Genomic DNA, 13,704 nt, shown 5'->3' with positions numbered 1-13,704 from the left:
TTTTTTTTCGTTAACTTAATAGTATGAAACGGTTTTGGACTCACTATACCTAAATGATAGGATTATAAGGTGGGATATGATGGAAGGTCTAATTGAAACGACTCTACTTGAAAGGTTGAATGAATTACAACAGCCTTTTTATCAGGATATAAACGATGCCATTCGGGAGATAGAGAAGAATAAAGAAGTTATTACACTGAATCAAGAGCTTTACTATAATCAAAAAAGGGATGAAAAGGATAAAAAACACTACTATCAGTCTGTTTCAAACCTAACAGCTAATTTGTTTTATAGATATCATGAGTTACTAAAGAAAACCCATAAGCATCATTTGACGTATTTTATTAGTAAGGATCAATTTTTATATACGTGGGTCGATATGCATCCCGATGGAACGATTAAGAGTATTTATTCAGGCATGGATCAGGATCCTAAAAAGCTGTTACAGGATGACTTTTTAACAATACAGAAAAAGTACTGGAGATTTCAGGAACTATTAAACACTCAAAAGGAACTTTACGTTATTCGAAATGAAAAGATTACAAAGATAGATGTTGAATATAAATTTAATACAGAGCATATTGTCCCGCAATCATGGTATGGTGCGGAGGATCCAATGAAGGGAGATTTGCATCATTTGTTTGCCTGTCAGCCCGATTGCAATATTAAACGCTCTAATTTCCCTTATGATGATTTTTCATTTTATAATCCAGAATTACCGAATGAAAAAATCCAAAATCACTGTGGTGTGACAATGGAAAACCGTTTTGAACCGGAATATGGCAAAGGAACTGTAGCAAGGGCAATGATGTATTTCTTGGTTCGTTATCCAAGAGCGATTAAAAAGTCATTTCTACGAAATATTGATATTTCCTTAATGATAAAATGGCATCAGCAATTTGAAGTATCAATCTATGAGAAACATCGTAATCAAGCTATTTATTTGATTCAAGGTAACCGCAATCCATTTATCGATTTTCCAGAACTTGCTGAGCAAATGACCTTTCAAATATCTCCATCTCGGAAAAAGAACATTTATTAAACCTGAAAAAGACACATTTCTTTTATACAATGAAATGTGTCTTTTTACTTTACTTTTAATCATTCGGATTAAAAGTAAAAAATTTAGCAGCACACTTCAAATGGGTGTGCTGGAGTCACGTGTTCCCACCGCCATACAGGCCTTTTTGCCGGGTGACCCCAATGCCATGCTGCCAATGCTGCAGCACATGCATCAATTTGATGGGATGTTTCCGTTAAGATATCAGGCAAATTTTTCAGTCCAACAGTATGAAACCAATCAAAAATAACGTATCTTGATTGGATATTCTTTTTATAGTTTAGTGCATGGGATAGTAGGTCAGGCTCAATCCTTGTGCCAATTGCAGCGCCTGGATGCACCTCTACCAGTTTTATTTGCTTAGCTTCCTTTATATTCCTGATTCTTCGAGTTAGAGAAATGCCACGAAGAGTTAAATATACCATCTTGGTTAATGTTGGCGGCATAATGGAGCTTCCTGAAAGGCCATTCCCCTTAATAAAATCACGCAAGCATTTATCCTGCGGGCGGTCTCCGCCGCCATCCTGGTAGGAAAGCGGGGCATCTATTCCGATAATTATGTCATGTGCAGTGTATGAGAAAATGGTAGATAGAATTTTCTCATCGTCACAATTAACCATATATTCTGCAAGGACTAAATCATCCCCCTTTGTTTGAAAAACCGCCATTGCTGTGTCCTTATGATTGGCAGGTCCAGATAAATCAATTCCAATCACTATCATGATCGTTAATCCATCCCTTAGTTTTAGACTGACTGACGTGCTTGATCCATATAATTTGTTGCAGATTCCATATGAAATTGAGCTTTTACTGTAAATGGAATGATAAATTCATCGGAGATTTCTGTTATTAATCCAGATTCGATTGCCTCGACACTTTTGTTTTTAATCGTCTCATCCCGCTTAATATAATTTTCTAAATTCAAGAGGAATTGTTCTTTCGAGGATTTCATGTATTGTTGAGTTGTTTTTGGAATATTGTATACATATGGGATTGCTTTTATTTTATCGTGGGCTTTCTTTGTTAATGCAATTCCATGTTCAAGGTTTTTTAAATATTCTTTTGAGTGTGGTTTCAATCCTTGCCTTACTTCTTCATTTTCTGAATATTTATCAGCAAATTCATTATAGATGGTTAATAAATAGCCAAAGAACTGATCAACCTGTTTTAGTTTCAACTCATCTTTTATCTTTTTTGTTTTTCCAAGCTTCCCTTCCGTGTTTTTCTCTTTATCTGTTTTTGTAAATCTGTGAAATATCCTCATTTCATATCCCTCCCCTTCTAAAGAAATGAAGTATATTATATAAATTCGCTATAAATTGACTATTTTCCTTTATATTTACCTTCAAATTAGAGGAATGATTGTGAACAAACAAAACTTTTGGTGTCAGGCACCACAAAAAGACAAAAGAGTGTAATTTGTCCATAATGGGTGCCTGACACCGATATATCTATTCTTTTGGTTTAAAGGTTTTGCAGCAGGTATCGGCTGAATGGTTTGCTTCTTCTTTCACGTCAGCAAATCCAAGCTCGTTTGAGAATTCTGCATCATAGTTTGAGTTGAAATCCATGTCTATTTTTATTTTATCTGCTCCACAAATATTCCCTTTTGCATGGAATACACAATTTACTACTGAGCATCCTACTTCAACATTTGGCATCTGAATCCCCCATTTCAAATAATAAATAATGCAGCATTTAGAATAAGGATGTAGATGATTATTTTACCCTGCTTCTTAACCTTTATGATTATCAGAATTGCCCAGTTCTGTACCTTATGTAATTCCAAATATTATTAGGTATTTATTATCCTGAAGACAGAAAAATAGAAAGGTGTTCTATTAAGAGTAACACCTGATACATAGCTAGTGCTTCAATTTAAGTTAATCCTATCCCTGAAGCGTTAATAAAATTAAAGGAACGATTCAAACATGAAAAGAAAACTATTCCGTTTAGTCTTTGCAGTATTATTGATTCTAAATTCCGTCCAAGCTCATGCGATTACATTAGAAGATCCAGATAGTCCGAACAGCTTTACGGTAGAAATATTGCCGTGGACAATGGTGAATCATATTATTCCAAATAAATCAATTTTCACCATTACAGATGTGGAGACAGGGCTGCAATTTACCGTTCAAAGACGTGCCGGGAGTAAGCATGCAGATGTTCAGCCCTTGACGTATAAGGATACGAAAATAATGAAGAAAATTTACAACGGCAAATGGAGCTGGAAACGAAGAGCCATTCTTGTTGTTACAAATGATCAGATGCTGGCTGCATCAATGCATGGCATGCCACATGGAGCAGGAGCTTTGAGGAATGGCTTTCCAGGCCACTTCTGTGTTCATTTTCTAGGAAGCACAACTCATGGTTCAAAACATGAAGATTTGTCCCATAAGTTAATGATATTACGGGCAGGCGGCAAACTTGATGACTATCTAAATGTCATAAGTCCATCTCAACTTCTTAATGTATTTGAAGTAGCGGTAAATCAGGGTGATGAACAGATCATAAAGATGCTTGTTGAAAATGGAGAAAAAGAAAAACTGCTGCAGAAAAAATTAAAAAAGATTATGATTATTCGTTTAGATGAGAAATCTTTATCAGTGAATGAAGGAAAAGAGGATGTTGTCTCCCAGCAAATAAATGTGAAAGCCACCATTTATAAAAGTAATAACACTCAAGAAAGAAAGCCTCTGCACTTTATGTTTTGGAAGGATATTGTTTCAGGACAATGGAAAATAGATGATGGTATTGCAGAGGAATTAAATTAATATTATAAAAAAAGAACATACAAGGTGAAGTATGTTCTATTTTTCTTTGTTTTTCTCGTTCTTCTTATCGCTGAGTGATCTGTATATAGTCGTGTATATGCTGCCTTGTACGATATTTTCTAGAAAAAATTGACCAATCATCTTTCCGTATTCTTCATCATTAGACATTTTTTTACTTTGCAATTCCATTTCTGCTAGTCCTTCGTATGTTGCAAGAAGTGCATATGTATGGTCCTCACCGGAAATTGGAGATAAAATTTCAACCTTGTGATCATAATTCTCATTTCGATACTTTTTTATCTCTTTTAAATTATCGATACCTTCCTTAAATTTATCCTGTTTCATCTCGAATGTCTGATACACAATAACTGACATGGAACGCACCCCTAGAAAAAATTTAACATACTACGTACTATCATTCCCTCAGCCCTTTTTATTATTCTTGTATATTTATTGTTATTTATATCTTATCCGAAATGAAATAAGAGCAGTTCTTCTTGTTTGAAGAATTGCTCCTAGGATTAGGTTCGATGCTCAGGATAAATTTAATACTTCCTGTTTCTGTTTTTGATGCGGCCAATGAATGGGGTCTCTTTTAAAAGCTTTTTCGATATCACGATAAAACTGGTCATCCTGCAGAATTTGGTATGTGACATCTTTATAGACATAGTAAAATTCAACACGATTTAGGATTTGTTCTGCTGTGGGAAATTCCTTGCCAAGCAGCCACTCAATATAATCCCTGACTTCTTGTTCATCAAGTGATTCCTTGTCTAAGTGCAGCAGGTGGTCAGGTGGATCTTCTATTAGAATAGGGGTAAAGTACTGTATTAATTCCTGTTTTGTTTCTTCCATTTGGATGTTTAAAATATCACTTACTTTCTTTTTATATTGTTCAATGAGGCATTGGATAGTCTGAACCTCTTTTTCAAAAGCCGCTTTATCTTTAACAAACATGACTCTTCCGTACTTTTTGGATAGGACCCTTGTATACCATGACCGACATGCATCGACCTTTTCCTTTACAGGCTTAGAATAGTTAGAAAAGTCCTCATGAAATAATGGATAGGTGGCTTTCAGCTTGTCCCCTAATCCCTTTGCGTGCTTCCCTTTTAAGAGCTCGCTTGGGATTTTTATCGTTGTTTGCTCTAAGCGAGCTCCGTTAAATGTGATTTCAATAAATTGGATCATGCTCCTATATTGAGATAGTAATTGTGGTTCGGTAATGTTATGGCTCAAGAATCTCCCCTCCTTTCTATGAATTATATTAAAAGTATTCGGGAAATATCACTAAAATTAATAGATTTGCACTTGTGTTTAAGGGAAGATATTTTCCCATATAAAAAATACTAGTCCTCCATTGGGTTACAATGAAGGACTAGTTATTGCGTGATCCCCTTAACTCTCCGTTTTAGCAGGAACTAAAATTTGACCACTTTTTTCCTTTATTAATAATGTTTGCAAAATCGTGCTTGATAATTTATGTGGCGGATATGGTTTGATAAGATATTCTGATGCACCAAGCTTAAAACCTTTTTCTTTTTCTTCTAATGCAGACGAAATAATGATTGGAATATCCTGTAAATCAGAATCGTGCTTAACCTGCTCTAGAATTTCCCAACCATTAATGCCTGATTCATCAAGCATAATATCAAGGACAATGGTATCCGGTTTATATTTCTTTATGGCCTCCATTCCTGCATCCCCTTGCATATATTGCAAAACATGAAATCCATTATCCTCTAGTTCTGTCGTTAATAAAGAGGCTAAATTTTTATCATCCTCAATTACAATGACATGAACGCTGTCATCCAACGAAAAGGATTGGAAATCGTTCCTTACTTTTTCTTCTGTTGCTTTCGATTCAACTAAAGGAAAGGTCAATGTGAATCTACTGCCCTTTCTGAGTATTGATGTGACACTGACAGTGCCCTCATGAGCCTTCATAATTTCATGTACAATGGAAAGACCTAATCCTGTACCACCAATTTTCCTGCGATCAGAATTATCGACACGATAGAACTTTGTAAATAAATTTGGCAGCGCCTCTTCAGGAATCCCTAGCCCCTGGTCTATAATGTCAATACAAAGCGAATGTTCCTTTTCATAAAGAACGACTTTTATTTCTCCACCTGCTGGTGAGTATTTGACTGCGTTGTTAATAAGGTTATTAAATACTTGGATTAATTTGTCATTATCACCTAATACAGTTGTATTAGCTGTTTTCTTTTGTATCTGAAAAATATGGTCAGGTTCGTTTTCATTGTACATGTCAATCACCTGATGAATGATTGGTAAAAGGTTTTCAAATTTTTTCTCGTACGTTTGTTTACCAGATTCCATTCTTTGAACATCCAAGAAATCATTGATTAATGCTGTTAAACGCTTTGCTTCCTGATAGATGGTGAGTAGGTATTTTTCCTGCCTCTCAGGCTTTAAGTCCTTATTTAACATTAGCTCTGTAAAACCTAAGACGCTGGATAAAGGCGTTCTAAGCTCATGGCTGACAGTACTAACAAATTCTGACTTCATCTGGTCAACTTCATATTCTTTAGTAATGTCTCGGTGGACAAACAAGGTTCCATATTTCTTATTACCCCTGTACAGTTCTTCATAATAAACCTGCATGACACGTTTAACCGGTGAGGTAATATGGTACGTATGTGTACTTTGTTGAGGCGTCCCATCTGAAATAATGGTTTTCAAAAAACACATTAATGCAGCACCATCTTCAATGGAAGGAAGAATTTTAGTACTCCACGTTTCAAAAGACTCATTCACCATTGTGATAGGATTAACTATAAAGAGTTTTTGTATGATTGTATTTTCCTGCAATATGGTTCCCTTGTCATCAACTAGCTGCACTCCTTCATGGAGGGTATTAATCATATCTTGTGTTAGCAACCGATTAAACTCTGATTCCTCGAATAGACGGATTCTTTCAAGTGATAGGGAGATCTGTTTAGAAATGGCTGTATATTCTTCTATCTCTTGTTTTGTAAAAGTGTTTGCAAATCGGGTAAAGGTCATGAGAGCGACTAGCTCATTGTCTGCAGACAATACAGGAATATAAAAGTCATAACAGTACAATTCAGATACATGATATCCTTTTTCTTCTGGTGTACATTTTCTTTGAATGGTAAAAGCCTGTTTGGTCTTATATAGCCGCTGTATAATTCCCGAATACTGATGGTAAATATATTGCTTTATTTCCTCATCTGATAAACCAAATGCTGCATATTCAATGTTCAAATCTGTAGTAGCAATTAGGCCGTGATCGGCGTTCAATAGTCTGCTGAAGTTCTCAACAATATTTTGCAGGACGTCTGTTTTATTTAGTGAGGTTGACAAGGATTTTATTAGATCATTTCTTCTCTTTAAATTTGTTTCATTCACTTGTATTTTATTCAGTGCGAATTCAAGCTCATCCTTTTGGACATGGAGCTCGTCTTGTTGCGCAATAAGCTCCTCGTTTTGTGCAACAAGATTTTGTTCGTTCTCTTGAATACTCCTAATCATTTTCTCGAAGGCACGAGAAAGTGTTCCCAGCTCATCTTCGCGAATATCATTTTGTGGAAAGGTGACAATATCTCTTCCTAGTGAAATTTCCTCCGCAGCTGCAGCAAGCTCAGATAACGGTGTTCCCAGCCGTTTAAACATAAAACGAACAAAGGTTGCGAGCATACCTAACATGAAGAATAGAAAAACGACAAAGAACCATTGACTAATGGTTTGTTTTAACGAATACTTTTTGAAATTTTCCAGGATATGTGAATCGACGGCATTTGTATACGAACTCATACTTGACTGGAGTTCATTCACTCGCTGTGTACCATTTTGTTGAGCTATATTCATGGCAATACTCTTGTCGCTATTTGCTTCTGTTTCATATGCAGTTAAAAGCTCTGGAATAAATACTTCGAAATAATAGCTTTGAAAGTCTGATACCTCAGAAATAAATAAAAGATCTTCTTCTGTTACTGCTGCCTTTTTTAATAGAAGGATTAATTCTGTTGTATCATCCTCCAATTGCAGTGCTTTATTGCGCATTGTGATATTATCAAAGGCTAGATAGCCGCGCATTTCAAAAAATATTTGATTAAAGGTGCGCTCAAGCTGATGGGCCGCGGCTTCTTTTTCTTGCAGGTGTTTATTTGTTTCGGCATACTGATTATGAATATACTTTTGATAGCCGAGTAAAACGACAAGCCCAATAATAAAAGCGAAAGCAAAAATTCCAATTAATCTAATATATTGGGTTGTTATACTCTGCTTTCTCTTATTTTTCCTCACGTAGTATTTCCTCAATTCTTTCTATTAGTGCAAGCGGACTAAATGGTTTGGCCATAAAATAATCAGCTCCTTCTTGAAGAACTAATTCTTGGTCTGTTTTTTGGCTTTTAGCGGACAGCATCATGATGGGTACTTGCTCCTTATCAGCCATTTTGCGAATTTCCTTTATGACTTCTAATCCAGACATTCCAGGCATCATATAATCCATTAAGATCAAATCATAATCATTATCGATTACAAACCTAAGCGCCTCATTTCCATCACAGGCTTCGTCAATTAAATATCCTTCATCTTCTAAACTATCAACCACCAGCATACGAAGTACATCTTCATCTTCTGCTAATAATATTTTTTGAGCCATGCATTTTCTTCCTTTCACTACGTGTTTTAGTCCTTTTACTTCATTCGAGTACATAAATAGCGAATTCTTTTCTGTAATTCTGCCATTTTAAATGGTTTAGTCAAATAATCGTCTGCCCCGAGTTCCAATGCCTTTGCTATATCCTTCTGACTATTTCGAGACGTCAGCATAAAGACGGTATATTGATCCTGTCTGGTTGATTCCCGAAGACTCTGTAATACCTCAAGTCCATCTATTTCCGGCATGATGCCGTCAAGTAAAACCAAATAAGGTTCATTTGAATATGTCCATTCATCAGATAAAAATAACGTACCATTTAGAAATGATTTGACATTTAGCTGAAAGGGCAATTCATTTGAAAATCTAACAAGCATCTCTTCAAGAATTGTGCACATAATTGGGTCATCATCAATAACGGCTACGCGCAATGGCTTTTTGTAGCATATCTCGATATCACTTTCGTTCATATAGACTTGTCTTCGTCCCGCTTCTTTTGCTCTATACAAAGCCTCATCGGCAAGACTTAACCATTTTTCAATATCATCATTTGCTGTGTTTACTTCTACTATTCCAGCAGAAAAGCTACAAGAAAAAGAATCTGTTTTCGTGTAAAAAGTTTGATTTTGAAATTTCACTATGAGTTGTTCAAGAAATTCTTTCCCTTCTGCTGCGGAGACTCCCTGCATTAAAAGTAAAAATTCTTCGCCGCCAAAACGTATGACAATATCATCTTTACTGCTTTTTTCTTGCAGGAAAGCTGCGAAGGTTTGTATCACATGGTCACCCATTAAATGGCCAAAACAATCATTTACAACTTTGAAATGATCAAGATCTAGCATAGCCAGACAAAAGGGCTCCTGACGATTTAATAGGATTGAACACATGGTATCAAATGCGTGCTTCATGTATTTGCGGTTGTATACTCTAGTTAATTCATCTGTTAATATGAGGTTATCTACTAATCGTTTCTTTTCTATATGTCGTTTGACCCGAGCTCTGAGTTCCTCCATATCAAACGGTTTTGCAATAAAATCATCAGCGCCCATTTCAAATGTTTTTACTCTATTTTCAATCGAGTTATCCACGCTAATCATAATGGTAGGGACAAATAGCTGTTTTAGTTTTTCCTTTAAAAAAGTTAACAGCTCAAATCCATTTTTTCCTTTCATATGAATATCCAAAATAATGCAATCAGGCCGCATATCATAAAAGGATGAAATGGCTTTTACTGGATCGGCAGCTACCATAACAACGTTGCCGCTTTTTTCAAGTTCCTCTTTTATATACATCAGCATAGATGTTTCATCATCAATAACTAGAATAAAAGGCTGACCCTCCTTTACTTGTTTTTCCGCCTTATCTTCGTGTGTCAGTTCTAAAGTTTGATTATAAGACAAATAGATAAGTTGTATCATAAATTCTTGAATTTCCTTCAGTGTCCAGAGTTTTGCTGCTTGTTCATTTAATTGCACCATTAACTCTTTTGCTATCTTCATTATTTCGATCATGCCTATGGTTCCAGCTGTTCCTGAAATGGAATGAAGGAAACGATAGACCTCATGATGGGGAATATCCTTTTTTTGTTCCATCCATTTTTCTAATTGTGAGCGAATGTTTTTTAATAATAGCTTTTGATACTTCTCCATCAATGCTCCTGCTCCAGATGATTATTTTTGTGTAATGCATATGAATATTTTACTAAAAAAGTATTATCTGATTACTAATAAAAAAGGTTTAAGTTTGTACTTTTTCAAAACTTTTTTTGTATGTAAAAGCCCCTCTATATGATAGAGGGGCTGATTGTTAAGCACTATTGTTATTTACGAGTAAAATACTGAAGTATCATTTTTACTATAAAACCAACGATTACTCCAGGAATCACAAACGACATCGGCAGCCAAACAGGTCCCCAAAGCTTCCCGAACAGCATGACTTTTGGTGATAAAATCAATCCTACAGTTACGCTGTAGGCCGAGAAAACAAAAGGCAGATACATAAATGGGGAACTCTTTCCCGCTGCTGCTTTAAAGGCATCCCACATAGCATAAAAATATAAACAGGGGTAAAACATAAGCCATTGAAAATTGGTTACGTCAAGTGCTTGTTGAATCTCTCCATGAAAGCTAAGAAGAATAGCAAGGTTAAATTTTGCCTGAACATTAATAATAATCTCAAGTGCAATAAATCCAAATCCCTTTAGGTATTTCCCGTTTAATAGTTGGGGGAAGCCTGGTAATGCGATGCTCCATAAAATATTTTCTAATACTTTCTCTTTATCTTTAGTCATAGGATCCACATTATTTCGCATTGGCTAATTTTTCACGGTCATCTGCTAGAGGAGGCTGCTCCAGCCAACCGTACTTAATTAAAAGCTGGGCGCCGTCTTCAGCATATAAGCCTACTTCTGCCATTAAACGGGTATATTCCAATGCTAGATCCCTTCTTTGTGAAACAGAAGCACCTGCACCAAAATAACCGATTGCGGAAGCAACTAAAATGACAATATGGTTTAACATCAATTTATCAGAAAATGGAGGCACCGTTGAACTAGTCACTTCTGAAACCCAAGAAGCTGGTGAAGCTAACTCATCCTTTGTTAATAATTTGCTCAGAATACCAAATTGTTTCTCGCACATTTTTTTTCCTCTTTGGAAGTATTTTTGAACCTCTTTATCTTGACTAACCTGTGCAAAACCAATTTCCAAAACAACTTTTACAACCACTTTGACCATGTTAAAGCTTACACCACTAATTTCCATCACATTTAATGGCCGTTTTTTTCCAAACCAGCCTGTTAAATACTGATCATTAGTAACAAAGTCAATTTCGTTAGGTGTATTGATTCGGGGAGGTTTACTGTAGATCCCTTTATTCAGCATGAGTGTAGCGATTCGTTTATACAGCTCCATTGTTTGCCGATTACATTCAATAAAATAGTCGATTTGATCTGAACGTGCAGATGTAGCAACTGCGCCTGCGTACCCAGTTAATCCAAGTAATGTCATCACATACATGTAAACCATCATAAAGGTATCTGTAAATAATGGAGGTGCATTCAGATTAACATCCTCTTCTAACGTAAACCCCTTTGGAATGGGGAAATTTGCTTCTTCGAAAAATTCGGTAATTTTTGCAATATGCCCTTGAGAAAGCGTGAGAGCATATTCAAGAATATTCTTTACCTCCTCGTCTTTTGCCTTTGCGATGGAATGTGAAAGAATACAAATAGAGGCACTGTCATTTAGGTATTGGGTCCATAGATTAGCAATTTCAGCTGAATTTAATTCTAAATGCTTGTTTTGTTCCATAAGTCCCTCCGGTAGGTGGTGCTAAACCATATGTTTAGAAAGAGTATGTATAAAATTGATTAACATTATTATCCATATTGTAACGGTAATTTATTCTCACTATACAATGGAAGAGGAAATATTTAGGAATAGATGGTCAAATAGGCATATTGTATGATTACGGAGATTTGTTTTTGGATTTTAACAAAGAAGGAGAGCTCTTGATGCTCAGCCTTCTTTGTTGTTTCTAATGACGATGTGTGGCAAGGTCAATGACACCTAACACGACATGGGCAAGTCCAAAACCAAAAACAGTGTTGGCTATCATTTTATTTGATCCGCGCTTTTGCTTTAAGGCATAGCCTGTTGCTGTAACTGCCGAACCTAAAGCTGTTGGAATAAGTCCTTCACGAATATTCATAAAGTTTCCCCCTTGCCAAAGTTAGTTGGTGTTGGTTCACCATCATTAGTGTTACCTTCAAGTACGGGAATATCCTAAAATTTTAGAGCAGTTTAACTCTTCGGGACTATGTGAAATATTCTAATTTAGCTTTAGGGAAAAATTTCTCCATATAAGTGAAAAGCTTACTTTTCAAATCCTCTTCTTCATCTTTTTGATAGATATATTTTCCAATTCCGTATTTTCCCCATTTATATCTTCGTTTCTCTTCTTCTAATTCTAATTTAGTCATAGGGTAGTTTTTTTCAATGACTCTTTTAGCTGGTTTTGTAAAACGATGCTGGATAAATTCGAATGTGATATCCTCTCTTGTATCTTTCGGCAATTCGGCATCTAGACGTTCAAACATATGATAATAACCATCCTCCCACCCCTCATGCATATAAATAGGAGCGACGATAAAGCCTAATGGATAGCCTGCACGTGCGACTTTACCTGCTGCTTCAATCCGTTTTGCTAACGGTGATGTTCCAGGCTCGAAGTTTTTAATTACATAATCAGCATTGACGCTGAAGCGAAATCTTGTTTTTCCATTATGCTTTGCATCTAGCAAATGATCGACATGGTGAAATTTTGTCACAAATCGCAATTTTCCATATTCGGACTCCCCAAAATGCTCGATGGCTCTTTTTAACGTATGTGTTAGGTGGTCAATTCCGACAATATCAGAGGTACAGGCTGCTTCAAATCTGGTAATTTCAGGGGCACGCTCCTCTATATATTTGTCAGCAGCCCCCAAGATTTCATCTACATTTACATATGTCCGAATATACGGCTTGCTTCCCATAGTGGTTTGCAGGTAACAATAGTGGCAGTGTCCCATGCAGCCGGTTGCAAACGGAATGGCATATTCTGCAGACGGCTTCGATGTATCAAATTTAAGTGTTTTTCGGATACCGACCACAAGTGTGGATTTCGCTACTCGGTATTTCTGGAGATCCGTGTCGCCAGGAAGATTTCGAACCTGGTTATGAGAAGTTGTATATCGAATTTCGACATCCAACTTCTCAAACTTCTCCTTCAGCTCCATTCCTAATGGATAGTCCAATGCTTTCGGTTCAAAGTAAACAAGTCTAGGAGTAAAAGGATCCATCATTCCACTCCCCTCTATAATCCCCATAATAGTACTGATAGGCTTGATTTGCTTCTTCTTCCGTTTTATATACAGCGGTTTCATTTGTTAACGGATAATAGGTCTCATATAAAAATAAGGCTAATTCTCCCGGCTGTTCGGGGTTATTGACAACGGCTGCTGCCTGAACATTGGCTACATCCTGGGTATGAGGATTTCGATAAAAAACATAAACAATCTCTCCTGCTTGATAGGATTGATTTTCGCTAGTTAAATCCATTCCATCACCTTTTCTAGAATTATCACTGGCATTTGCGGTTTACAATATTAAAATTTTGCCTTGTATTCCTGTAATTATGTTTACTTGTTAATGGTAAATAAGTTAAGTTTTAACCAA

The 13,704-nt window shown here is 36.1% G+C and carries 15 protein-coding genes; 2 read left to right on the top strand and 13 right to left on the bottom strand.

Going from position 1 to position 13,704, the window contains the following annotated elements; translation table 11 throughout:
- Positions 1-76 precede the first annotated feature (76 nt).
- Positions 77-1,042: an endonuclease I family protein gene (locus ACHUFV_RS03415; protein ID WP_394232205.1), complete on the top strand. Its 966-nt coding sequence runs from the start codon at positions 77-79 to the stop codon at positions 1,040-1,042.
- 83 nt (positions 1,043-1,125) lie between these two features.
- Here the strand turns inward: ACHUFV_RS03415 and ACHUFV_RS03410 are convergent, their stop codons facing one another.
- From ACHUFV_RS03410 to ACHUFV_RS03400, 3 genes are all read right to left on the bottom strand, one after another.
- Entirely contained in the window at positions 1,126-1,782 is a 657-nt protein-coding gene (locus ACHUFV_RS03410; protein WP_394232204.1) for a DUF429 domain-containing protein, read from the bottom strand.
- A gap of 23 nt (positions 1,783-1,805) precedes the next feature.
- A complete protein-coding gene (locus ACHUFV_RS03405; protein WP_394232203.1) occupies positions 1,806-2,324 on the bottom strand; it encodes a hypothetical protein in 519 nt (172 codons plus the stop codon).
- Between the two features lie 187 nt (positions 2,325-2,511).
- Complete coding sequence (locus ACHUFV_RS03400; RefSeq protein ID WP_394232202.1) at positions 2,512-2,721, bottom strand: DUF1540 domain-containing protein; 210 nt, start codon at positions 2,719-2,721, stop codon at positions 2,512-2,514.
- Positions 2,722-2,991: 270 nt separating this feature from the next.
- Here ACHUFV_RS03400 and ACHUFV_RS03395 point away from each other — a divergent pair, with 270 nt between their 5' ends.
- On the top strand, positions 2,992-3,834 hold the full coding sequence (locus tag ACHUFV_RS03395; RefSeq protein ID WP_394232201.1) for a hypothetical protein: 843 nt from the start codon (positions 2,992-2,994) through the stop codon (positions 3,832-3,834).
- A gap of 36 nt (positions 3,835-3,870) precedes the next feature.
- Here the strand turns inward: ACHUFV_RS03395 and ACHUFV_RS03390 are convergent, their stop codons facing one another.
- The 10 genes from ACHUFV_RS03390 to ACHUFV_RS03345 all read right to left on the bottom strand — a co-directional run bounded on the left by ACHUFV_RS03390 (position 3,871) and on the right by ACHUFV_RS03345 (position 13,587).
- On the bottom strand, positions 3,871-4,209 hold the full coding sequence (locus tag ACHUFV_RS03390) for a hypothetical protein (RefSeq protein WP_394232200.1): 339 nt from the start codon (positions 4,207-4,209) through the stop codon (positions 3,871-3,873).
- 159 nt (positions 4,210-4,368) lie between these two features.
- On the bottom strand, positions 4,369-5,073 hold the full coding sequence (locus ACHUFV_RS03385; protein WP_394232199.1) for a hypothetical protein: 705 nt from the start codon (positions 5,071-5,073) through the stop codon (positions 4,369-4,371).
- Positions 5,074-5,232: 159 nt separating this feature from the next.
- The gene (locus tag ACHUFV_RS03380; RefSeq protein ID WP_394232198.1) at positions 5,233-8,127 is read right to left on the bottom strand and encodes an ATP-binding protein; all 2,895 of its coding nucleotides are present in this window, start codon (positions 8,125-8,127) and stop codon (positions 5,233-5,235) included.
- Positions 8,114-8,488: a response regulator transcription factor gene (locus ACHUFV_RS03375; protein WP_394232197.1), complete on the bottom strand. Its 375-nt coding sequence runs from the start codon at positions 8,486-8,488 to the stop codon at positions 8,114-8,116. The genes ACHUFV_RS03380 and ACHUFV_RS03375 overlap by 14 nt, the downstream gene beginning before the upstream one ends.
- 35 nt (positions 8,489-8,523) lie before the next feature.
- The gene (locus ACHUFV_RS03370; protein WP_394232196.1) at positions 8,524-10,134 is read right to left on the bottom strand and encodes a GGDEF domain-containing response regulator; all 1,611 of its coding nucleotides are present in this window, start codon (positions 10,132-10,134) and stop codon (positions 8,524-8,526) included.
- 170 nt (positions 10,135-10,304) lie between these two features.
- Positions 10,305-10,775, bottom strand: a complete 471-nt coding sequence (locus tag ACHUFV_RS03365; protein ID WP_394232195.1) for a hypothetical protein — start codon at positions 10,773-10,775, stop codon at positions 10,305-10,307.
- A 10-nt stretch (positions 10,776-10,785) separates the two neighbouring features.
- Positions 10,786-11,796 (bottom strand): DUF3231 family protein, encoded by a 1,011-nt coding sequence (locus ACHUFV_RS03360; RefSeq protein WP_394232194.1) that lies wholly within the window; start codon positions 11,794-11,796, stop codon positions 10,786-10,788.
- A gap of 226 nt (positions 11,797-12,022) precedes the next feature.
- The gene (locus ACHUFV_RS03355; protein ID WP_394232193.1) at positions 12,023-12,196 is read right to left on the bottom strand and encodes an asparagine synthase; all 174 of its coding nucleotides are present in this window, start codon (positions 12,194-12,196) and stop codon (positions 12,023-12,025) included.
- 106 nt (positions 12,197-12,302) lie between these two features.
- Positions 12,303-13,331 (bottom strand): spore photoproduct lyase, encoded by a 1,029-nt coding sequence (splB, locus tag ACHUFV_RS03350; RefSeq protein WP_394232192.1) that lies wholly within the window; start codon positions 13,329-13,331, stop codon positions 12,303-12,305.
- Positions 13,309-13,587 (bottom strand): transcriptional regulator SplA domain-containing protein, encoded by a 279-nt coding sequence (locus ACHUFV_RS03345; protein WP_394232191.1) that lies wholly within the window; start codon positions 13,585-13,587, stop codon positions 13,309-13,311. The genes splB and ACHUFV_RS03345 overlap by 23 nt, the downstream gene beginning before the upstream one ends.
- Between the last annotated feature and the right edge of the window lie 117 nt (positions 13,588-13,704).

The sequence above is a fragment of the Niallia oryzisoli genome (assembly GCF_043641075.1).
Taxonomy (GTDB): Bacteria; Bacillota; Bacilli; order Bacillales; family Cytobacillaceae; genus Bacillus_BD; species Bacillus_BD oryzisoli_A.
Note: the sequence above shows the minus strand (reverse complement) of the source record. Positions and strands in the feature narration are given on the sequence as shown.

What these genes read in the sequence shown, in the direction of transcription:
- ACHUFV_RS03360 (WP_394232194.1), bottom strand. Translation starts at nt 11,796, where the DNA reads ATGGAACAAAACAAGCATTTAGAATTAAATTCAGCTGAAATTGCTAAT.
- ACHUFV_RS03365 (WP_394232195.1), bottom strand. Translation starts at nt 10,775, where the DNA reads ATGACTAAAGATAAAGAGAAAGTATTAGAAAATATTTTATGGAGCATC.
- ACHUFV_RS03355 (WP_394232193.1), bottom strand. Translation starts at nt 12,196, where the DNA reads ATGAATATTCGTGAAGGACTTATTCCAACAGCTTTAGGTTCGGCAGTT.
- splB (WP_394232192.1), bottom strand. Translation starts at nt 13,331, where the DNA reads ATGATGGATCCTTTTACTCCTAGACTTGTTTACTTTGAACCGAAAGCA.
- ACHUFV_RS03395 (WP_394232201.1), top strand. Translation starts at nt 2,992, where the DNA reads ATGAAAAGAAAACTATTCCGTTTAGTCTTTGCAGTATTATTGATTCTA.
- ACHUFV_RS03375 (WP_394232197.1), bottom strand. Translation starts at nt 8,488, where the DNA reads ATGGCTCAAAAAATATTATTAGCAGAAGATGAAGATGTACTTCGTATG.
- ACHUFV_RS03400 (WP_394232202.1), bottom strand. Translation starts at nt 2,721, where the DNA reads ATGCCAAATGTTGAAGTAGGATGCTCAGTAGTAAATTGTGTATTCCAT.
- ACHUFV_RS03370 (WP_394232196.1), bottom strand. Translation starts at nt 10,134, where the DNA reads ATGGAGAAGTATCAAAAGCTATTATTAAAAAACATTCGCTCACAATTA.
- ACHUFV_RS03345 (WP_394232191.1), bottom strand. Translation starts at nt 13,587, where the DNA reads ATGGATTTAACTAGCGAAAATCAATCCTATCAAGCAGGAGAGATTGTT.
- ACHUFV_RS03390 (WP_394232200.1), bottom strand. Translation starts at nt 4,209, where the DNA reads ATGTCAGTTATTGTGTATCAGACATTCGAGATGAAACAGGATAAATTT.
- ACHUFV_RS03415 (WP_394232205.1), top strand. Translation starts at nt 77, where the DNA reads ATGATGGAAGGTCTAATTGAAACGACTCTACTTGAAAGGTTGAATGAA.
- ACHUFV_RS03410 (WP_394232204.1), bottom strand. Translation starts at nt 1,782, where the DNA reads ATGATAGTGATTGGAATTGATTTATCTGGACCTGCCAATCATAAGGAC.
- ACHUFV_RS03405 (WP_394232203.1), bottom strand. Translation starts at nt 2,324, where the DNA reads ATGAGGATATTTCACAGATTTACAAAAACAGATAAAGAGAAAAACACG.